Source organism: Streptomyces sp. NPDC012888 (genome assembly GCF_042900645.1).
Classification (GTDB): domain Bacteria; phylum Actinomycetota; class Actinomycetes; order Streptomycetales; family Streptomycetaceae; genus Streptomyces.
The window spans coordinates 348,982-367,831 of record NZ_JBIBBM010000006.1; the positions used below are offsets into that span (position 1 = coordinate 348,982).

Below are 18,850 nucleotides of genomic sequence, written 5' to 3' on the forward strand. Positions count from 1 at the left end.
CGCCGGGTTCAGTTGGCCGCGTACACGCGTACCGCGAACTCGGCGATCTCCTCGTCGGAGAGGTTCTTCGCGAGGTTGGCCTCGGTGATCATCCCGACCAGCCGGTGCCCGTTCCTGACGTCGATCACCGGCAGGCGCTTGATCTGGTGCGTCTCCATGGTGTCCACGGCCGCGGTCGCCTCGCTGTCCGCGTCGATCCAGTGCAGGTTGCCGCCGAGCTCGCCGGCCATCATCGTCGCCGGGTCCTTGCCCTCGGCACAGCAGCGGACCACGATGTCGCGGTCGGTGATCAACCCCTGGAGGCGCTGGTCGTCGCCGCATATGGGCAGGCAGCCGACGTTCAGGTCCCGCATCATCCGCGCCGCGTCCAGCAGGGACTGGTGCTCGCCGACGCACTGCACGCCCTCGGTCATGATGTCCCGGGCCCGCAGGTTCTTCGCCATGGCTCCTCCTTGGTTGCCGTTCGCTTGCCTGTCGTTCCCACTTACGAGCACAACACGGATGGCGCAGCACGGCGCGCCGGGCGCACGAAGGCCCCCGACCGGGCAGGTCGGGGGCCTTCGCGGCCTGCGGTCCGGATCAGATGCCGGCGGCCGCCGCCAGGTCCTTCTTGATCGCCGCGAGCACGTCCGCGCCACGGCCGCGCGCCGGACCCAGGTCGGAGGCGTCGGCGACCGGGACCACGACCTCCAGGTAGCACTTCAGCTTCGGCTCGGTGCCGGAGGGGCGGACGATCACCCGCGCCCGGTAGTCGCCGTCCAGGTAGTAGCGCAGGCCGTCGGTGGGCGGCAGCCTGTCCGTGCCCCGGGTCAGGTCCTCCGCCGAGACCACCCGCAGTCCCGCCAGGGCCGTGGGCGGCTGCTCGCGCAGCCGGCGCATCGCGTCGGAGATCACCGACAGGTCCTGGACCCGCACGGACAGCTGGTCGGTGGCGTGCAGGCCGTGCTCCATCGCCAGGTCGTCCAGCAGGTCGGTCAGGGTGCGACCCTGCTCCTTCAGCACCGAGGCCAGCTCCGCCACCAGCAGGGCGGCGGTGATGCCGTCCTTGTCGCGGACGCCCTCGGGGTCCACGCAGTAGCCGAGCGCCTCCTCGTAGCCGTACCGCAGACCCTCCACCCGGGAGATCCACTTGAAGCCGGTCAGGGTCTCCTCGTAGCCGACCCCGGCCGACTCCGCGATCCGCCCCAGCAGGGACGAGGAGACGATCGACTCCGCGAAGACGCCGCGCGCGCCCTTGTGGACCAGGTGCGCGGCCAGCAGCGCGCCCACCTCGTCGCCGCGCAGCATCCGCCAGCCGCCGTCGGCGGAGGCGTCCGGCACGGCCACCGCGCACCGGTCGGCGTCCGGGTCGTTGGCGATCACGATGTCCGGGTTCACCGCGCGGGCCGCCTCGAAGGACAGGTCCATCGCGCCCGGCTCCTCCGGGTTGGGGAAGGCCACGGTGGGGAACGCGGGGTCCGGGTCCGCCTGCTCGGCGACCAGCGCGGGCGCCGGGAAGCCGGCCCGCGCGAAGGCCGCCGTCAGGACCTCCCGGCCGACGCCGTGCATGGCCGTGTACACGGTCCGCACGGTCCGCGGGGACCCGGGGGTCAGGACCGCGTCCGTACGCGCCAGGTAGGCCTCCAGGACCTCGTCGCCGAGCTGTTCCCAGCCCTCGGACGGGCGCGGTACGCCGGCCAGCGCGCCGACCGCGGCGATCTCGGCCGCGATCTCCGCGTCGGCCGGCGAGACGATCTGCGAGCCGTCGCCGAGGTACACCTTGTAGCCGTTGTCCCGGGGCGGGTTGTGGCTCGCGGTGACCTCGACGCCGGCGACGGCACCCAGGTGCCTTATCGCGTAGGCCAGGACGGGCGTGGGCAGCGGGCGGGGCAGGACGGCCGCGCGGAGCCCGGCGCCGGTCATGACGGCCGCGGTGTCGCGGGCGAAGTCCGCCGACTTGTAGCGGGCGTCGTAACCGACGACCACCAGGCCGCCCTCGTGGCCCTTGGCCTTGAGGTACGCGGCGAGGCCGGCGGCGGCCCGGATGACCACGGAGCGGTTCATCCGCATCGGGCCGGCGCCGATCTCGCCGCGCAGTCCGGCGGTGCCGAACTGCAGGGTGCCGGAGAACCGGTCAGCGAGCTCGGTGCGGTCGTCGGCGGCGACGAGCGCGCGGAGCTCCTCGGCGGTCTCCGGGTCCGGGTCCTCGGCCAGCCAGGCCCGGGCCCGTGCGATCAGGTCGTCGTCCTGGTCGTCCTGCTGGTGCTGCGCGTCCTGCACTACTTCCACCTGTCTCGTCGGTCGCGTACGGCTGGTCGTCCCGCTCAGATCCGGGCGAGGACCTGGGTGAGCAGCTGGCCCATGCGGGCGGCCGAGTCGCGGCCGGCCTGGAGGACCTCTTCGTGGTTGAGCGGCTCGCCGGACAGGCCGGCCGCCAGGTTGGTGACCAGGGAGATGCCGAGCACCTCGGCGCCGGCCTCGCGGGCCGCGATGGCCTCCAGCACGGTCGACATGCCGACCAGGTCGGCGCCCATCACGCGGATCATGTTGATCTCGGCGGGGGTCTCGTAGTGCGGGCCGGGGAACTGGACGTACACGCCCTCTTCGAGGGTCTCGTCGATCTCCTTGCACATCGCGCGCAGGCGCGGCGAGTACAGGTCGGTGAGGTCCACGAAGTTCGCGCCGACGATCGGCGAGGTGGCGGTGAGGTTGATGTGGTCGCTGATCAGGACCGGCTGGCCGGGCTTCATGCCCTCGCGCAGGCCGCCGCAGCCGTTGGTCAGGACGACGGTCTTGCAGCCGGCGGCGACGGCGGTGCGGACACCGTGCGCGACGGCGGCGACGCCGCGGCCCTCGTAGTAGTGGGTGCGGCCCAGGAAGACCAGGGCGCGCTTGTCGCCGATCTTGTACGAGCGGACCTTGCCGCCGTGCCCTTCGACGGCGGCCGGCGGGAAGCCGGGCAGCTCGGTGACGAGGAACTCGGCCTCGGGGGCGCCGAGCGCCTCGGCGGCGGGGGCCCAGCCGGAGCCCATCACGAGGGCGACATCGTGGGTCTCGGCGCCGGTCAGCTCACGCAGACGCGCGGCGGCGGCGGTGGCGGCGGCGTGGGGGTCGGTAACAGATGCGTTCACGCGGACGAGGGTAGCCGCTCAATCCCTACGCGCGTAGATGGCACAGCTCACGGTGTTCGGATCGTTGCCTTGTCGTTTCCGACGATTTGGGCGCGGTGCCGCGAATCGCGCCCCGGGGGAGGCCTCCTGCGCCGCCGCGCCGCGGCCGGGCCGGGACAGGGGTTCCGCCCGGCTGCGCCAGGTGCCGGGGGCCCGGGCTGGGCGGGGGTGGCCGGGGGCCGGGGCGTCAGCAGGGGCGCTTGCGGAGTTCCATGACGTAGTCGTGCGGCGCGCCCGCCATCTCCGCCGCGTCAGCGATCTCGCCCAGGTACCGCGCCGAGGGCAGCCCGCCCTCGTACCCGTTCAGGACGTACACCCACGCGGCCTCCTCGCCGTCCAGCGTGTGCACCCGCACCCGCATCCGGCGGTAGATGTCCAGCCCGACGCCCTCCCACCGGTCCATCGAGTCCTCGTCCAGCGGAGCGATGTCGTACAGGGCCACGAACACCTGATGGCGCGGGGCCTCGACGATGGTCGCGAGGGCGCCTTCCCAGCCCATCTGCTCGCCGCCGAAGGTCAGCCGCCAGTCCTGGAGCCACCCGGTGCCGCGCAGCGGGGAATGCGGAGCGCGGCGCGTCATCAGCCGCGGGTCGAGGTTGCCGGCGTACGCGGCGTAGAGCGACATGAGGTCGAGGGTACGGGAGCGCCGGCGGTCACCGCGCTCCCGGCCGGTCCCCGGCTGGTCCGGCTGGTCCCGGCCCGTCCCCGGATGGGGCGCCCCGGGCGGAAGCACCTTGAAGCGTGCGGGACAATGGAGCACGGAATGCATCCCCCGGGGAGACCCCCCGGACACACCGGCCGAGGGCGGCAGCCGGCCGGGTAGACGTGAGGCGGACTTTTCGTGACCCGGATCGTGATCATCGGCGGTGGACCCGGCGGGTATGAGGCGGCGCTCGTGGGCGCCCAGCTCGGCGCGGAGGTGACCGTCGTCGACTGCGACGGCCTGGGCGGGGCGTCGGTGCTCACCGACTGCGTCCCCTCCAAGACCCTCATCGCGACCGCCGAGGTCATGACCAACTTCGACTCCTCCTACGAGGAGCTGGGGATCATCGTCGCGGACGACACCCCGCACATCGAGCAGGCGGCCCGCGTGGTCGGCGTGGACCTCGGCAAGGTCAACCGGCGCGTCAAGCGCCTCGCGCTCGCCCAGTCGCACGACATCACCGCCTCCGTCACCCGGGCCGGCGCCAAGGTCATGCGCGGCCGCGGCAAGCTGGGCGGCCCGCAGGGCATCGACGGCACCCGCGACGTGATCGTCACGACGGCCGACGGCACGGAGACGATCCTGACCGCCGACGCCGTCCTCATCGCGACCGGCGGCACCCCGCGCGAGATCCCCGACGCCCAGCCCGACGGCGAGCGCATCCTGAACTGGACCCAGGTCTACGACCTGGAGGAGCTCCCCGAGGAGCTCATCGTGGTCGGCTCCGGCGTCACCGGCGCCGAGTTCGCCGGCGCCTACCAGGCGCTGGGCTCCCGGGTCACCCTGGTGTCCTCCCGGGACCGGGTGCTGCCCGGGGAGGACCCGGACGCCGCCGCCGTCCTGGAGGACGTCTTCCGCCGCCGCGGGATGAACGTCATCTCGCGGGCCCGCGCCGAGTCCGCCAAGCGGGTCGGTGACCGGGTCGAGGTCACGCTGGCCGACGGCCGGGTCATCTCCGGCACGCACTGCCTGATGGCGGTCGGCGCGATCCCGAACACCAGGGACATGAACCTGGAGGAGTCCGGGGTCCGGCTCAAGGAGTCCGGCCACATCTGGACCGACAAGGTCTCCCGCACCTCCGCGCCCGGCGTGTACGCGGCCGGCGACGTCACGGGCGTCTTCGCCCTCGCCTCGGTCGCGGCCATGCAGGGCCGCATCGCGATGTACCACTTCCTCGGCGACGCGGTGACCCCGCTCAACCTCAAGACGGTCTCCTCGAACGTCTTCACCGACCCCGAGATCGCGACCGTCGGCTACACCCAGGCCGACGTGGACTCCGGCAAGATCGACGCACGCGTGGTGAAGCTGCCGCTGCTGCGCAACCCGCGCGCGAAGATGCAGGGCATCCGGGACGGCTTCGTGAAGCTGTTCTGCCGCCCGGGCACGGGCATCGTGGTCGGCGGCGTGGTGGTCTCGCCGCGCGCGAGCGAGCTGATCCACCCGATCTCGATCGCGGTCGACAACAACCTGACGGTCGAGCAGATCGCAAACGCGTTCACCGTGTACCCCTCGTTGTCGGGATCGATCGCCGAGGTGGCCCGCCAGCTGCACACCCGCAAGGCCGCCGGCGGGGCGTGACCCGGCCGAACCCCCGCGCCGGTCAAGGCGGTTGGGGCGGGGGTTCGTCGTGTCGCACGGGGTTCACCCGGCCGGTGGGCCGCGTATACCACTAGTCGACCCACGGTGCGAACAACTTCGGTATTCCGGCGCAAAGAGCTGAAAGCAGACGGTCGTTGGCATTACCGTCTGTTTCGTGTTCGCTGCAGAACGTCGCCAATTGATCCTCGAAATGGTGCGCGCCAACGGGGCGGTATCGCTCCGTGAGCTCGCCCGCGTCGTCCAGACCTCCGAAGTGACCGTACGTCGGGACGTGCGGGCGCTGGAGGCAGAAGGACTCCTCGACCGCCGGCACGGCGGTGCGGTGCTGCCGGGCGGCTTCACGCGGGAGTCCGGCTTTCCGCAAAAGTCCCACCTCGCGACGGCGGAGAAGACCGCCATCGCGGATGTCGCGGCCGGCCTCGTCGAGGAGGGCGAGGCCGTGGTCGTCGGCGCGGGGACCACGACCCAGGAGCTGGCCCGGCGGCTCGCCCGGGTGCCCGGGCTGACGGTGGTCACCAACTCGCTGCTGGTCGCCCAGGCATTGGCCCACGCCAACCGGGTGGAGGTGGTGATGACCGGCGGCACGCTGCGCGGCTCCAACTACGCCCTGGTCGGCAGCGGGGCGGAACAGTCGCTCCAGGGCCTCCGGGTCTCCCGCGCCTTCCTCTCGGGCAGCGGCCTGACGGCGGAGCGCGGGCTGTCCACGTCCAACATGCTGTCGGCGAGCGTCGACCGGGCGTTGGTCCAGGCGGCGGCGGAGGTGGTGGTCCTGGCGGACCACACGAAGCTGGGCACCGACACGATGTTCCAGACGGTGCCGACGGACGTGATCACGCGCCTGGTGACGGACGAGCCGCCGTCCCACGACGACCGGGCCGCGGCCGAACTCCAGGCCCTCGCGGACCAGGGCGTCCAGGTCACGGTCGCCGGCGCGGGCCCGGCGGCGGGGGTGGACGGCCTCCCCGGCCGCCGCCAGCCGCGCCGCGACTCCCCGCTCCCGGTCCAGCGCCGCGGGACCCCCGCAGCGCAACTCCGCAGCGCGGCCCCGGTCCCGGACCCGGCCGACCGCCCCCGCGTGGCAGACCTCCGCCGGCGCTGACCCGCCCGGCGGTACGTGGACCCCGAGCGGCGTTTGAGCGGCCCGGCGGGGGCTCCGCCCGGGCTTCGGGGCTCTGCCCCGTGCCCCGCGCCTCAAGCGCCGGCGGGGCTGAACTGCCGCCGCTCGGCGGCACGTAGAGCCTGAGCGGCGTTTGAGCGGCCCGGCGGGGGCTCCGCCCGGGCTTCGGGGCTCCCCGTGTCCCGCGCCGCAAGTGCCGGCACGGCGTGCCCGGGGTGTGCGGGAGCCCCCGGCCCGGGGGACCGGCGGCGGGGGCTCCGTGCGGGTGCGGGAAGGGCGTCAGTCCTTGATCTCGCAGATCACGGCGCCGGACGTGACCGACGCGCCCACCTCCGCCGTCAGGCCGACGATCGTGCCCGAGCGGTGCGCGTTCAGGGGCTGCTCCATCTTCATGGCCTCCAGGACCACGATCAGCTCGCCCTCCTGGACCTGCTGGCCCTCCTCGACGGCCACCTTGACGATGGTGCCCTGCATCGGGGACGCCAGGGTGTCGCCCGAGGCGGCCGGGCCCGACTTCTTCGCCGCGCGGCGCTTCGGCTTCGCGCCGCCCGCCGCGGCCGTACGGGCCAGGGTCATGCCCAGCGAGGACGGCAGGGAGACCTCGAGGCGCTTGCCGCCGACCTCGACGACCACGGTCTCGCGGCCGGGCTCGTCCTCCACGTCCTCCGCGGCGGGAGCGGCGAAGGCCGGGATCTCGTTGACGAACTCGGTCTCGATCCAGCGGGTGTGGACCTTGAACGGGGTGCCGTCCGTCGGGGCGAACGCCGGGTCGGAGACGACCGCGCGGTGGAACGGGATGGCCGTGGCCATGCCCTCCACTTCGAACTCGGCCAGGGCGCGCGCGGCCCGCTGGAGGGCCTGCTCGCGGGTCGCGCCGGTGACGATCAGCTTGGCGAGCAGGGAGTCCCAGGCCGGGCCGATGACCGAGCCGGACTCCACGCCCGCGTCGAGGCGGACGCCCGGGCCGGTCGGCGGCGCGAAGCGGGTGACCGTGCCGGGCGCGGGCAGGAAGTTCCGGCCCGGGTCCTCGCCGTTGATGCGGAACTCGAAGGAGTGGCCGCGCAGCACCGGGTCGCCGTAGCCGAGCTCCTCGCCGTCGGCGATGCGGAACATCTCGCGGACCAGGTCGATGCCGGTGACCTCCTCGGTGACCGGGTGCTCCACCTGGAGGCGGGTGTTGACCTCCAGGAAGGAGATGGTCCCGTCGAGGCCCACGAGGAACTCGACGGTGCCGGCGCCGACGTAGCCGGCCTCCTTCAGGATGGCCTTGGACGCGGCGTACAGCTCGGCGTTCTGGGCCTCGGAGAGGAACGGGGCCGGGGCCTCCTCCACCAGCTTCTGGTGGCGGCGCTGGAGCGAGCAGTCGCGGGTGGAGACGACGACCACGTTGCCGTGCTGGTCGGCGAGGCACTGGGTCTCGACGTGCCGCGGCTTGTCCAGGTAGCGCTCGACGAAGCACTCGCCGCGCCCGAAGGCGGCGACGGCCTCGCGGACCGCGGAGTCGTAGAGCTCCGGGACCTCTTCGAGCGTGCGGGCGACCTTCAGGCCGCGGCCGCCGCCGCCGAAGGCGGCCTTGATGGCGATGGGCAGGCCGTGCTCCTTGGCGAACTCCACGACCTCGTCGGCGCCGGAGACCGGGTCCGGGGTGCCGGCGACCAGCGGGGCGCCGGCGCGCTGGGCGATGTGGCGGGCGGCGACCTTGTCGCCGAGGTCGCGGATCGCCTGCGGCGGCGGGCCGATCCAGGTCAGGCCCGCGTCGAGGACGGCCTGAGCGAACTCGGCGTTCTCGGACAGGAACCCGTAACCCGGATGGACGGCGTCCGCGCCGGAGTCCGCGGCGGCCTGGAGCACCTTCTGGATGTCGAGGTAGCTGGCAGCCGGGGTGTCACCGCCCAACGCGAAAGCCTCGTCGGCGACGCGGACGTGCAGAGCGTCCCGGTCCGGGTCGGCGTAGACCGCGACGCTCGCGATCCCGGCGTCCCGGCATGCCCTGGCAACGCGGACCGCGATTTCGCCTCGGTTGGCGATGAGCACCTTGCGCACGATGACTCCCTCCTGGAAACAAGCTGAGTTTAGGGACAGCCGACACGGGCTTTCGACCCGTCCCCAGAGGTGAGCTTGCCCACACGGAGGGTGATTCGAGGCCGTTTCGAGTCCGGGAACCCTTGTGGCGCCCCAGGTCGGGGGCGTCCCCTACGGCACAGTAGCCCTGTCGTGTGGTCAAGGTCTCTGTGCCCAGGCGCAGCGGGCCCCGACTTTTCTTTGTGGGGTCCCTACCAACGCCCCGATCATTCTTTGCCCGTGTGAGACCTCTTGTCCCGAGGTTTACCCGTTAGTAGCCTCCGGGGCATGGTGCGCAGACTGGTGGCCGGGGCGGCCGCGCTGGTGCTCGTCGGGGAAGCGGCCGTCCTCGGCCTGGTCCACCTGGTGCTGGGGAGGACCACCCGGAACCAGTCCATGTCGATCGCCGGCATGGACCCGAATGTCATGTCCACGGCAACCTACGTCATGGGGGTCGGCCTGGCCGCCTTCCTGCTGTGCTGTGCCGTCCTGCTGGCCCTGACGGCCCTCCGCGACCGCCCACCCGGCAGGTTCGCCCGGGTGGCCCTCGTGTCGGCCGCCGTCACCCACGGCGTGCTCGGCGCACTGTCCGTCGGCCTGGTCGGCTGGACAGCCTTCGCCGTGACGATGACGATCCTCTGCCTGGTCGTCCTCACCCTGCTGCTCCACCCGGCCCCCGTACGGCCCCGAGCCCGGGTCGAGCGGACGGAGGTCAGGCCCACAGCTCCGTGATGGACACGCCCAGTTCGCCGAGGAGCGAGCGGAGCAGCGGCAGCGACAGGCCGATCACGTTCCCGTGGTCGCCCTCGATGCCCTCGATGAACGGCGCGGACAGCCCGTCGAGGGTGAACGCCCCGGCCACGTGCAGCGGCTCCCCGCTCGCCACGTAGGCCGCGACCTCCGCGTCCGTCGGCTCGCCGAAGCGGACCGTCGTCGAGGCCGTCGCCGACACCTGCCGCCCGGTCGCCGTGTCCACCACGCAGTGGCCGGTGCGCAGCACGCCCGCCCGTCCCCGCATGGCCTTCCAGCGCGCCGTCGCCTCCTCGGCGTCCGCCGGCTTGCCCAGCGCCTCGCCGTCCAGCTCCAGCACCGAGTCGCAGCCGATCACCAGCGCCCCCGCCGCGTCCGGCAGCGCCGCCACCACGGCCGCCTTGGCCTCCGCCAGCGCGAGCGCCAGCTCGGCCGGCGTGTCGGCGTCCACCGAGTCCTCGTCGAAGCCGCTGACGATGACGTGCGGCGCGAACCCCGCCTGGCGCAACAGGTTCAGCCGCGCGGGCGAAGCGGAGGCGAGGACCAGGGAACGCGGTGCGGCGGCGGCAGCAGTCATGCCGCTCATCGTAGGCCCGGCCGCCGTCCCGGCCGACCGGCGGTCAGAACCGGCCCACGCCCAGCACGTAGACCAGCACCGCCACGGCCACCGCCAGCACCACCACGAGCCTGCGCAGCATCGCCTGCGCCTCGCGCATGTCCTTCGGCGGTTCGTTCTCGGGATCGGACCAGAGCATGCCCCGATCCTGCTCCCCGGGGCCCCGGCGGCGCCTGAGTACGGGTACTCAGGCGCCCTCCGGGGACCGCCGGCCCGGCTAACCCGGCCAGTACGTACGGCCCCACGCGCGCGGCCCCGGCTGCGGCAGCGTCCGCCGCGCCACCCGGGCCGGATCCGCCCACTGGTCCACCGGCTCCGGCGCGCCCGGCGGCACCGAGGCCAGTGCCGCCGCGCGCGCCTGGACCACCGCCAGTGCGGCGGCCAGCTCCTCCGGGGTGGGGTTCCCCTTGACGACCTTGATCACTGGACCTCCTCGGGCCTACAGGGGGATGTTGCCGTGCTTCTTCGGCGGCAGGGACTCCCGCTTGGTGCGCAGCTGCCGCAGTCCCTTCACGATGTGTGCCCGCGTCTCGGACGGCATCACCACCGCGTCGACGTAACCGCGCTCCGCGGCCGTGTACGGGTTCAGCAGGGTGTCCTCGTACTCGGCGATCAGGCGGGCCCGGGTGGCCTCCACGTCCTCGCCGGCGGCCTCCGCCTCGGCGATCGCGCGGCGGTGCAGGATGTTCACCGCGCCCTGCGCGCCCATGACGGCGATCTGCGCCGTCGGCCAGGCCAGGTTCAGGTCGGCGCCCAGGTGCTTGGAGCCCATCACGTCGTACGCGCCGCCGAACGCCTTGCGGGTGATCACGGTGATCAGCGGGACGGTGGCCTCGGCATAGGCGTAGATCAGCTTGGCGCCGCGCCGGATGATGCCGCCGTACTCCTGGTCCACGCCGGGCAGGAAGCCGGGCACGTCGACGAAGGTCAGCACGGGGACGTTGAACGCGTCGCACGTCCGGACGAACCGCGCCGCCTTCTCGGAGGCGTTGATGTCCAGGCAGCCGGCGAACTGCATCGGCTGGTTGGCGACGATGCCCACCGGGTGGCCCTCGACCCGGCCGAAGCCGGTCAGGATGTTCGGCGCGAACATCGCCTGGGTCTCCAGGAACTCGCCGTCGTCCAGCACGTGCTCCAGCACGGTGTGCATGTCGTACGGCTGGTTGGCGCTGTCCGGGATGAGGACGTCGAGCTCGCGGTCGAGGTCGGACACCTCGGTGTCGGTCTCCTCGGGGAAGGCCGGCGGCTCCGACAGGTTGTTCGAAGGGAGGTAGGAGAGCAGCGACTTGACGTACTCGATCGCGTCCTTCTCGTCGCCCGCCATGTGGTGCGCCACGCCCGAGGTGGTGTTGTGCGTGCGGGCGCCGCCCAGCTCCTCGAAGCCGACGTCCTCGCCGGTGACCGTCTTGATGACGTCCGGACCGGTGATGAACATGTGCGAGGTCTGGTCGACCATCACGGTGAAGTCGGTGATCGCGGGGGAGTACACCGCGCCGCCCGCGCAGGGGCCCACGACCAGGCTGATCTGCGGGATCACGCCCGAGGCGTGGGTGTTGCGGCGGAAGATCTCGCCGTACATGCCGAGGGCCATGACGCCCTCCTGGATGCGGGCGCCGCCGGAGTCGTTGATGCCGACGACCGGGCAGCCGGTCTTCAGCGCGAAGTCCATCACCTTCATGATCTTCTGGCCGAAGACCTCGCCGAGGGCCCCGCCGAACACCGTGAAGTCCTGCGAGAACACGGCGACCGGGCGTCCGTCGACGGTGCCGTAGCCGGTGACCACGCCGTCGCCGTACGGGCGGGTCTTCTCGAGGCCGAAGTTGGTCGAACGGTGCCGGGCGAGCTCGTCCAGCTCGACGAAGGACCCTTCGTCCAGCAGCAGGGCGATGCGCTCACGCGCCGTCAGCTTGCCCTTCGCGTGCTGCTTCTCGACGGCCCGCTCGGAGCCGGCGTGGGTGGCCTCGTGGATCCGTCGCTGCAGATCCGCGATCTTCCCCGCGGTGGTGTGGATGTCGATCGGCTCTGAGGGTTGAGACATCGGGGTCGCGGCTCCCTGGTGGTGTCCACTGCCTGGTCAGTTGATTGACTACTGCTGGCTACTGGTGCGTAGCGTATCGGCGGGCATGGCGCGGCACAGTGCGGCGTTTGACACACCTACATTGACTTGCATGACGCCATCAGATGCCTCAGCCGGACGCTGGTCCGACCTCGACCGGCCGCCCCTCTCCGCCGCCTCCCTGCGCCGGGCCCTCGTCACCGAGGGCAGCCTCTGGACCTCCCTGGAGGTCGTCGAATCCACCGGGTCCACGAACGGGGACCTCGCGGCCCGGGCGGCCGAGCTGCCCGAGGGCGCCGTGCTGGTCGCCGAGGAGCAGACCGCCGGACGCGGCCGGCTGGACCGCAGCTGGGTGGCGCCGGCCCGGTCCGGGCTGTTCTTCTCCGTCCTGCTGAAGCCGGGGGCCGCGGTGCCGGCCGAGCAGTGGGGCTGGCTGCCCCTGCTGGCCGGGGTGGCCACGGCGACCGGGCTGTCCCGGGGGGCCGGTGTGGACATGGCCCTGAAGTGGCCGAACGACCTGCTGGTGACGGTGGACGGCGAGGAGCGGAAGGCCGGCGGCATCCTGGCGGAACGGACCGCGGACGGGATCGTCCTGGGCATCGGCCTGAACGTCACGCTGACGGAGGACGAGCTGCCCGTGCCGCAGGCGGGCTCGCTGGCCCTGGCGAAGGCGGCGGTGACCGACCGGGACCCGGTGCTGCGGGCGGTGCTCCGGTCGCTGGAGGAGTGGTACGGGCGCTGGCGCGACGCGGGCGGCGACCCGGCGGCGAGCGGCCTGCAGGAGACGTACGCGACGGGCTGCGCGACGCTCGGGCGGCACGTGCGGGCGGAGCTGCCGGGGGGGCGGGAGCTGACGGGGACGGCGGAGGCGGTGGACGCGGAGGGGCGGCTGGTCGTGCGGACGGCGGAAGGCGAGCGCTCGGCGGTCGGCGCGGCCGACGTGATCCACCTCCGCGGCCACTGACCCGCCCGGCCGCGCCCGGCCCGGCTCCACCGCGCCCGGCCCGGCTCCACCGCGGCCCTCCCCGGCTGTGCCCGGGCCCCTGCCCGGCCCGGCCCGCGCCCGGCCTGGCTGCGCCCGTACCCGGCCCGGCGTGGGGTCGGCCGTGTACCCGCCGCCGGGCGGTGGCTCCGCCGGGGCCCGCTCAATCGCCGCTCGGGCTGGATGGCGCGGCCCGGCTGCGCCAGGTGCCCGGGACCCGGGCTGGGCCCGCTCAATCGCCGCTCGGGCTTGGTGGGGCGCCGCGGGGTTTGGCCCTGCGGGCCGGTGCCGGGCGGGGAAATCCAGCCCCTCCGGCGTTTGAGGAGCGGGGTTCGGGGCGGAGCCCCGGGGCGTCGGGCGGAGCGTCGGCTGTGGGGCTTGGCTCCGCCGGGGCCCGCTCAAGCGCTGCTCGGGCTCGGTGCCCCGGGGCTCCGGTCGGGCCCGTTCGAGCGTCGCTCGGGCTGGATGGGGCGGCCCGGGCGAGCGGGGTCCGGGCGGGCCGGGGTGCGGTCCCGGGCGGGGGCGGGTGGACTGGCGAGTGAGCTACGGCACACCTGCCGTATGGTTTAGGCGTTCGGCAGGGCAGTGCGCACGGAATGGACAGGAGGCGGCCCTTGACCGTCGACGACGCTGGTTCCGGCGCTCCCGCCTCCTCCGGTCCCGCTACGCCGATCGGGCGGGATCAGCACACCCCGCACCACGAGGTGGACCACACGGCGCAGCCGACCGCGGACCCGCTGGCGATCCGGCTGGAGCAGCTCATCCTGGGCGCGGAGCGGCGGTACACGCCGTTCCAGGCGGCGCGGACCGCCGGGGTCTCCATGGAGCTGGCGTCCCGGTTCTGGCGTGCGATGGGCTTCGCGGACATCGGCCAGGCGAAGGCGCTCACCGAGGCGGACGTACTCGCGCTGCGCCGGCTCGCCGGCCTCGTCGAGGCCGGTCTGCTGAGCGAGCCGATGGCGGTGCAGGTGGCCCGGTCGACCGGCCAGACCACCGCCCGACTGGCCGAGTGGCAGATCGATTCCTTCCTGGAGGGTCTGACCGAGCCGCCGGAGCCGGGCATGACCCGCACCGAGGTCACGTACCCGCTGGTCGAGCTGCTGCTGCCGGAGCTGGAGGAGTTCCTCGTCTACGTGTGGCGGCGGCAGCTCGCCGCGGCCACCGGCCGCGTGGTCCAGGCCGCGGACGACGAGGAGATGGTCGACCGGCGGCTCGCGGTCGGGTTCGCCGACCTCGTCGGATTCACCCGTTTGACGCGGCGACTGGAGGAGGAGGAGCTCGGCGAGCTCGTCGAGGCCTTCGAGACGACCGCCGCCGACCTGGTCGCCGCCCACGGCGGCCGGCTGATCAAGACGCTGGGCGACGAGGTCCTGTTCGTCGCGGACGAGCCCGGCACCGCTGCCGAGATCGCGCTGCGGCTGGTCGAGACGATGGAGGCCGACCCGTCGATGCCGGAGCTGCGGGTCGGCATGGCCTTCGGCACGGTGACGACCCGGATGGGCGACGTCTTCGGCACCACCGTGAACCTCGCGAGCCGGCTCACCTCCATAGCCCCGAAGGACGCGGTCCTGGTCGACGGGGCCCTGGCGGAGGAGCTCAGCCGTACGGGTGACGCCCCGGTCTCGGAGAAGGAGGCCGAGGAGGACCGGACGTACCGGTTCGCGCTCCAGCCGATGTGGCAGCGGCCGGTCCGCGGCCTCGGTGTGGTGGAGCCCTGGTTGCTGACCCGCCGGAGTTCTAAGATCCCCGGGTGATGCGGTAACGCTCGTTAACCGGGAGGGTCTGGCAATGGCCGAGCAGGAGCAGCGGTTCGGGGAGTTCGTCGTGGTCCGGCGGCACGGCGGCGAGGAGCCGACCGGGGTCGTGGAGCTGGTGCTGGACCGGCCCAAGGCGATGAACGCGGTGTCGACCGAGATGGCGCGGTCCATCGGCGCGGCCTGCGCGGCGCTGGCGGCCGACCCCGGGGCGCGCGTGGTGGTGCTGACGTCCACGCACGAGCGGGCGTTCTGCGTGGGCGCGGACCTCAAGGAGCGGAACTCCCTGTCGGACGCGGAGCTGGTGCGGCAGCGGCCGACCACGCGGGGCGCGTACGGCGGCGTCCTGGAGCTGCCGATGCCGACGATCGCCGCGGTGCACGGGTTCGCGCTGGGCGGCGGCTTCGAGCTGGCGCTGGCCTGCGACGTGATCGTCGCGGACGAGACGGCCGTGGTGGGCCTGCCGGAGGTTTCGGTCGGGGTCATCCCCGGCGGCGGCGGTACGCAGCTGCTGCCGCGCCGGGTGGGGGCGGCCCGGGCCGCCGAGCTGATCTTCACCGCGCGCCGGGTGGAGGCCGCCGAGGCGGTCTCGCTGGGCCTGGTGGACGAGGTGGTGGCCGCGGGCGGCGACCGTGAGCGGGCGCTGGAGCTGGCCGGGCGGATGGCGGCGAACTCGCCGGTCGGACTGCGGGCGGCGAAGCGGGCGCTGCGGCTCGGGCACGGCATGGACCTGGCGGCCGGGCTGGAGATCGAGGACGCGGCGTGGCGGACGGTGGCCTTCTCCGGCGACCGGGCGGAGGGCGTGGCGGCGTTCAACGAGAAGCGCAAGCCGAACTGGCCGGGGGAGTAGCGCACAGTCGTGGTGGCGCCCCGATCGGTCACGGGGGGTGATGGGGCGGGGGCCGGATGCAGTACCAACCATCACTGAATCGGACAAAACTCCCTAACCTGGGGTGATGGGAGTTGACGGGCGGCTTCGGGCCGTGGTGAGCCTCGCGCAGGCCATGGCGGCGGCGCACACGCCGCGGGACAGCGTGCGGGCGGCCGCGCGGGGCGCGCGCACGGCGATGGACGGGTCCTTCGCCGCGATCTCCGCGTGGGAGCGGGAGCGGGGGCGGCTGCGGGTGCTGGTCAACGAGGGGGAGCGGCGGGCCGGGGAGGAGGAGTTCCCCGAGGACGAGTCCTACCCGGTGCACGACTTCCCGGAGATCACCGAGTTCCTGCACGAGCGCTGGGCCGGGGGCGGCGGCCCGCACGCCTGGGTGGACAGCGCGGCCGGTGGCCGTCCGGGCCGGCGCGGGGAGGCGCTGCGGCGGCGCGGGCGGGCGACCTGCGTGGTGGCGCCGCTGGTGCTGAGCGGGCGGGCCTGGGGCGAGCTGTACGTGGCCCGGGACGAGGGGCTGCCGGACTTCGACGAGGACGACGCGGAGTTCGCGACGGTGCTGGCGGCGGTGATCGCGGCCGGGCTCGCCCAGAACGAGCGGCTGGAGGAGGCCCGTCGGCTGGCCTTCACCGACCCGCTGACCGGGCTCGCGAACCGGCGGGCCGTGGACATGGCGCTGGACGAGGCGCTGGAGCGGCACCGGGCGGGCGGGGTGGTGGTCAGCCTGGTGGTCTGCGACCTGAACGGGCTCAAGCGGGTCAACGACACGCTGGGGCACGCGACGGGGGACCGGCTGCTGGAACGGTTCGGCTCGGTGCTGAGCCTGTGCGGGGCGATGCTGCCGGGCGCGCTGGTGGCGCGGCTCGGCGGGGACGAGTTCTGCGTGGTGTCGGCGGGGCCGTCGGCGGACGAGGTGGTGCGGGTGGCGGAGCTGGTGTGTGCGCGGGCGGGGGAGCTGGAGCTGGGGGAGGGGGTGGCCTGCGGGGTCGCTTCGACGGGGGACGACATCGGGGCGGTGAAGACCTCGCGGCGATTGTTCCGGCTGGCGGACGCGGCGCAGTACAAGGCGAAGGCGGCGAGGGCGGCGGGGCCGGTGGTGGCGGGGCGGGACACGGCGGTCGTGCGGCTGGCCGACGCGGCGCCCACGGGGTCGGCGGACCGCCGCCGCTTCCGGGGCCGCCCCACCTGACCGCCGCCGCGCCGCTGGCCCGCTCGGGTCCCGGGTACGCGCCGGAGCCGGGCCGCGCGATCCAGCCCGAGCGGCGTCTGAGCGGGCCCGGGCGGAGCCGCGGCCGCGCGCCCGGTGCTCCGCCCGAGCACACGGGGCTCCGCCCCGCACCCCGCGCCTCAAACGCCGGCGAGGCTGAAAGGCCGCCTCAATCGCCGGCGGGGCTGAAGGTCGCCTCAAGCGCCGGCGAGGCTGGATTTGCCCCCGGAGCCGGCCCGCAGGGCGGCACCCCGGTCGGGCCGTCCAGCCCGAGCGGGCCCGCCCGGGCGTCGGGCGCCTGGCGGGCCGGGCCGGGCCGGGGGATCGGGCGCGTCGCTTCGGGCAGTGGGCTAGTGACAGGTTGGGATTCAGTCCGTAGGGTGCTGAATATGGATATGCACACTGTCGTCGTGGGGACGTCCGGCACCACCGCCGAGGACGTCATCGCCGTCGCCCGCGGCAACGCGCGCGTCGAGCTGTCCGGGGAGGCGCTGGACGCCCTCGCCCGTGCGCGGGCCGTCGTCGACGCGCTGGCCGCGAAGCCCGAGCCCGTCTACGGGGTGTCCACCGGCTTCGGCGCCCTCGCCACCCGTCACATCTCGCCCGAGCTGCGGGCCCAGCTCCAGCGGAACATCGTCCGGTCGCACGCCGCCGGCATGGGTCCGCGCGTCGAGCGCGAGGTGGTCCGCGCGCTGATGTTCCTGCGGCTCAAGACGGTCGCGTCCGGGCACACCGGCGTGCGCCCCGAGGTGGCGCAGACCATGGCCGACGTGCTGAACGCCGGCATCACCCCGGTCGTGCACGAGTACGGCTCCCTCGGCTGCTCCGGCGACCTCGCGCCGCTCTCCCACTGCGCCCTCGCGCTCATGGGCGAGGGTGACGCCGAGGGGCCGGACGGCACCGTCCGCCCCGCCGGCGAGCTGCTCGCCGAGCACGGCATCGCCCCCGTCGAGCTCCGCGAGAAGGAGGGGCTCGCGCTCCTCAACGGCACCGACGGCATGCTCGGCATGCTCTGCATGGCCCTCGCCGACCTCCGCCGGCTCTACACCGCCGCCGACATCACCGCCGCGCTGTCCCTGGAGGCGCTGCTCGGCACCGACAAGGTGCTCGCCCCCGAGCTGCACGCCATCCGCCCGCACCCCGGCCAGGGCGCCTCCGCCGCCAACATGGCCGCCGTGCTGAAGGACTCCGGCCTCACCGGCCACTTCCAGCACGACGAGGCCCCCCGCGTGCAGGACGCCTACTCGGTGCGCTGCGCGCCCCAGGTGGCCGGCGCCGGCCGGGACACCATCGCGCACGCCGCCCTGGTGGCCTCCCGCGAGCTGGCCTCCTCCGTCGACAACCCGGTCGTGCTGCCCGACGGCCGCGTCGAGTCCAACGGCAACTTCCACGGCGCGCCCGTCGCGTACGTACTGGACTTCCTGGCCATCGCCGCCGCCGACCTCGGTTCCATCGCCGAGCGGCGTACGGACCGCCTGCTCGACAAGAACCGTTCGCACGGCCTGCCGCCGTTCCTCGCCGACGACGCCGGCGTCGACTCCGGCCTGATGATCGCCCAGTACACCCAGGCCGCCCTGGTCAGCGAGATGAAGCGGCTGGCGGTCCCGGCGTCCGCCGACTCCATCCCGTCCTCCGCGATGCAGGAGGACCACGTCTCGATGGGCTGGTCCGCCGCCCGCAAGCTGCGCACCGCCATCGACAACCTGACCCGGATCGTGGCCATCGAGCTGTACGCGGCCACCCGGGGGATCGAGCTGCGCACCGGGCTGGTCCCGGCGCCCGCCTCCGCCGCGGCGATCGAGGCGGCGCGGGCCGCCGGCGTGGGCGGTCCGGGCCCGGACCGCTTCCTCGCGCCGGACCTGGCCGCCGCCGAGCAGTTCGTCCGCTCGGGCGCGCTCGTCGAGGCCGTGGAGAAGGTGACCGGCCCGCTGCTGTGACGGGGCCGCGAGAGGGCCGGTCCGCCGCGGTGCGGG

General features: G+C 73.8%; 17 protein-coding genes. 8 read left to right on the forward strand and 9 right to left on the reverse strand.

Going from position 1 to position 18,850, the window contains the following annotated elements; all coding sequences use genetic code 11:
• Window positions 1-8: 8 nt before the first annotated feature.
• The 4 genes from ACFY61_RS13925 to ACFY61_RS13940 all read right to left on the reverse strand — a co-directional run bounded on the left by ACFY61_RS13925 (window position 9) and on the right by ACFY61_RS13940 (window position 3,774).
• Window positions 9-443, reverse strand: a complete 435-nt coding sequence (locus ACFY61_RS13925) for a CBS domain-containing protein (protein ID WP_389471131.1) — start codon at window positions 441-443, stop codon at window positions 9-11.
• 136 nt (window positions 444-579) lie between these two features.
• Entirely contained in the window at window positions 580-2,259 is a 1,680-nt protein-coding gene (locus ACFY61_RS13930; protein WP_389471134.1) for a phospho-sugar mutase, read from the reverse strand.
• Window positions 2,260-2,303: 44 nt separating this feature from the next.
• Window positions 2,304-3,110, reverse strand: coding sequence for a purine-nucleoside phosphorylase (locus tag ACFY61_RS13935; RefSeq protein ID WP_389471137.1), 807 nt, complete (start codon window positions 3,108-3,110; stop codon window positions 2,304-2,306).
• A 226-nt stretch (window positions 3,111-3,336) separates the two neighbouring features.
• Window positions 3,337-3,774, reverse strand: a complete 438-nt coding sequence (locus ACFY61_RS13940) for a gamma-glutamylcyclotransferase (RefSeq protein ID WP_219666007.1) — start codon at window positions 3,772-3,774, stop codon at window positions 3,337-3,339.
• A gap of 216 nt (window positions 3,775-3,990) precedes the next feature.
• Here ACFY61_RS13940 and ACFY61_RS13945 point away from each other — a divergent pair, with 216 nt between their 5' ends.
• Both ACFY61_RS13945 and ACFY61_RS13950 read left to right on the forward strand, forming a co-directional pair.
• Window positions 3,991-5,430, forward strand: a complete 1,440-nt coding sequence (locus tag ACFY61_RS13945) for an NAD(P)H-quinone dehydrogenase (protein WP_389471140.1) — start codon at window positions 3,991-3,993, stop codon at window positions 5,428-5,430.
• Between the two features lie 175 nt (window positions 5,431-5,605).
• Window positions 5,606-6,550: a DeoR/GlpR family DNA-binding transcription regulator gene (locus ACFY61_RS13950; RefSeq protein ID WP_389471143.1), complete on the forward strand. Its 945-nt coding sequence runs from the start codon at window positions 5,606-5,608 to the stop codon at window positions 6,548-6,550.
• A gap of 297 nt (window positions 6,551-6,847) precedes the next feature.
• Here ACFY61_RS13950 and ACFY61_RS13955 read toward each other — a convergent pair whose 3' ends face one another.
• Window positions 6,848-8,611, reverse strand: coding sequence for an acetyl/propionyl/methylcrotonyl-CoA carboxylase subunit alpha (locus tag ACFY61_RS13955; protein ID WP_389471145.1), 1,764 nt, complete (start codon window positions 8,609-8,611; stop codon window positions 6,848-6,850).
• A gap of 306 nt (window positions 8,612-8,917) precedes the next feature.
• Between ACFY61_RS13955 and ACFY61_RS13960 the strand changes: the two genes are divergently transcribed.
• A complete protein-coding gene (locus ACFY61_RS13960; RefSeq protein WP_389471147.1) occupies window positions 8,918-9,361 on the forward strand; it encodes a hypothetical protein in 444 nt (147 codons plus the stop codon).
• Here ACFY61_RS13960 and ACFY61_RS13965 read toward each other — a convergent pair.
• The 4 genes from ACFY61_RS13965 to ACFY61_RS13980 all read right to left on the reverse strand — a co-directional run bounded on the left by ACFY61_RS13965 (window position 9,342) and on the right by ACFY61_RS13980 (window position 12,033).
• The gene (locus ACFY61_RS13965) at window positions 9,342-9,956 is read right to left on the reverse strand and encodes a nucleoside triphosphate pyrophosphatase (RefSeq protein ID WP_389471150.1); all 615 of its coding nucleotides are present in this window, start codon (window positions 9,954-9,956) and stop codon (window positions 9,342-9,344) included. The genes ACFY61_RS13960 and ACFY61_RS13965 overlap by 20 nt on opposite strands.
• A gap of 43 nt (window positions 9,957-9,999) precedes the next feature.
• A complete protein-coding gene (mmpB, locus tag ACFY61_RS13970; protein ID WP_389471153.1) occupies window positions 10,000-10,134 on the reverse strand; it encodes a morphogenic membrane protein MmpB in 135 nt (44 codons plus the stop codon).
• A 78-nt stretch (window positions 10,135-10,212) separates the two neighbouring features.
• Window positions 10,213-10,419, reverse strand: a complete 207-nt coding sequence (locus ACFY61_RS13975) for an acyl-CoA carboxylase epsilon subunit (protein WP_389471154.1) — start codon at window positions 10,417-10,419, stop codon at window positions 10,213-10,215.
• 15 nt (window positions 10,420-10,434) lie between these two features.
• Entirely contained in the window at window positions 10,435-12,033 is a 1,599-nt protein-coding gene (locus ACFY61_RS13980) for an acyl-CoA carboxylase subunit beta (protein ID WP_389471157.1), read from the reverse strand.
• A 130-nt stretch (window positions 12,034-12,163) separates the two neighbouring features.
• Here ACFY61_RS13980 and ACFY61_RS13985 point away from each other — a divergent pair, with 130 nt between their 5' ends.
• From ACFY61_RS13985 to hutH, 5 genes are all read left to right on the forward strand, one after another.
• Window positions 12,164-13,015 (forward strand): biotin--[acetyl-CoA-carboxylase] ligase, encoded by an 852-nt coding sequence (locus ACFY61_RS13985; protein ID WP_389471159.1) that lies wholly within the window; start codon window positions 12,164-12,166, stop codon window positions 13,013-13,015.
• A gap of 632 nt (window positions 13,016-13,647) precedes the next feature.
• The gene (locus ACFY61_RS13990; RefSeq protein ID WP_389471162.1) at window positions 13,648-14,787 is read left to right on the forward strand and encodes an adenylate/guanylate cyclase domain-containing protein; all 1,140 of its coding nucleotides are present in this window, start codon (window positions 13,648-13,650) and stop codon (window positions 14,785-14,787) included.
• Between the two features lie 34 nt (window positions 14,788-14,821).
• The gene (locus ACFY61_RS13995) at window positions 14,822-15,637 is read left to right on the forward strand and encodes an enoyl-CoA hydratase/isomerase family protein (protein ID WP_389471164.1); all 816 of its coding nucleotides are present in this window, start codon (window positions 14,822-14,824) and stop codon (window positions 15,635-15,637) included.
• Window positions 15,638-15,743: 106 nt separating this feature from the next.
• Entirely contained in the window at window positions 15,744-16,859 is a 1,116-nt protein-coding gene (locus ACFY61_RS14000; protein ID WP_389471167.1) for a diguanylate cyclase domain-containing protein, read from the forward strand.
• A 413-nt stretch (window positions 16,860-17,272) separates the two neighbouring features.
• The gene (gene hutH / locus ACFY61_RS14005) at window positions 17,273-18,814 is read left to right on the forward strand and encodes a histidine ammonia-lyase (protein ID WP_389471311.1); all 1,542 of its coding nucleotides are present in this window, start codon (window positions 17,273-17,275) and stop codon (window positions 18,812-18,814) included.
• The last annotated feature ends 36 nt before the right edge of the window (window positions 18,815-18,850 follow it).

Coding starts and splice junctions, on each gene's coding strand:
- ACFY61_RS13925 (WP_389471131.1), bottom strand. CDS start 443: ATGGCGAAGAACCTGCGGGCCCGGGACATCATGACCGAGGGCGTGCAG.
- ACFY61_RS13940 (WP_219666007.1), bottom strand. CDS start 3,774: ATGTCGCTCTACGCCGCGTACGCCGGCAACCTCGACCCGCGGCTGATG.
- ACFY61_RS13960 (WP_389471147.1), top strand. CDS start 8,918: ATGGTGCGCAGACTGGTGGCCGGGGCGGCCGCGCTGGTGCTCGTCGGG.
- ACFY61_RS13965 (WP_389471150.1), bottom strand. CDS start 9,956: ATGACTGCTGCCGCCGCCGCACCGCGTTCCCTGGTCCTCGCCTCCGCT.
- mmpB (WP_389471153.1), bottom strand. CDS start 10,134: ATGCTCTGGTCCGATCCCGAGAACGAACCGCCGAAGGACATGCGCGAG.
- ACFY61_RS13980 (WP_389471157.1), bottom strand. CDS start 12,033: ATGTCTCAACCCTCAGAGCCGATCGACATCCACACCACCGCGGGGAAG.
- ACFY61_RS13985 (WP_389471159.1), top strand. CDS start 12,164: ATGACGCCATCAGATGCCTCAGCCGGACGCTGGTCCGACCTCGACCGG.
- ACFY61_RS13995 (WP_389471164.1), top strand. CDS start 14,822: ATGGCCGAGCAGGAGCAGCGGTTCGGGGAGTTCGTCGTGGTCCGGCGG.
- ACFY61_RS14000 (WP_389471167.1), top strand. CDS start 15,744: ATGGGAGTTGACGGGCGGCTTCGGGCCGTGGTGAGCCTCGCGCAGGCC.
- hutH (WP_389471311.1), top strand. CDS start 17,273: ATGCACACTGTCGTCGTGGGGACGTCCGGCACCACCGCCGAGGACGTC.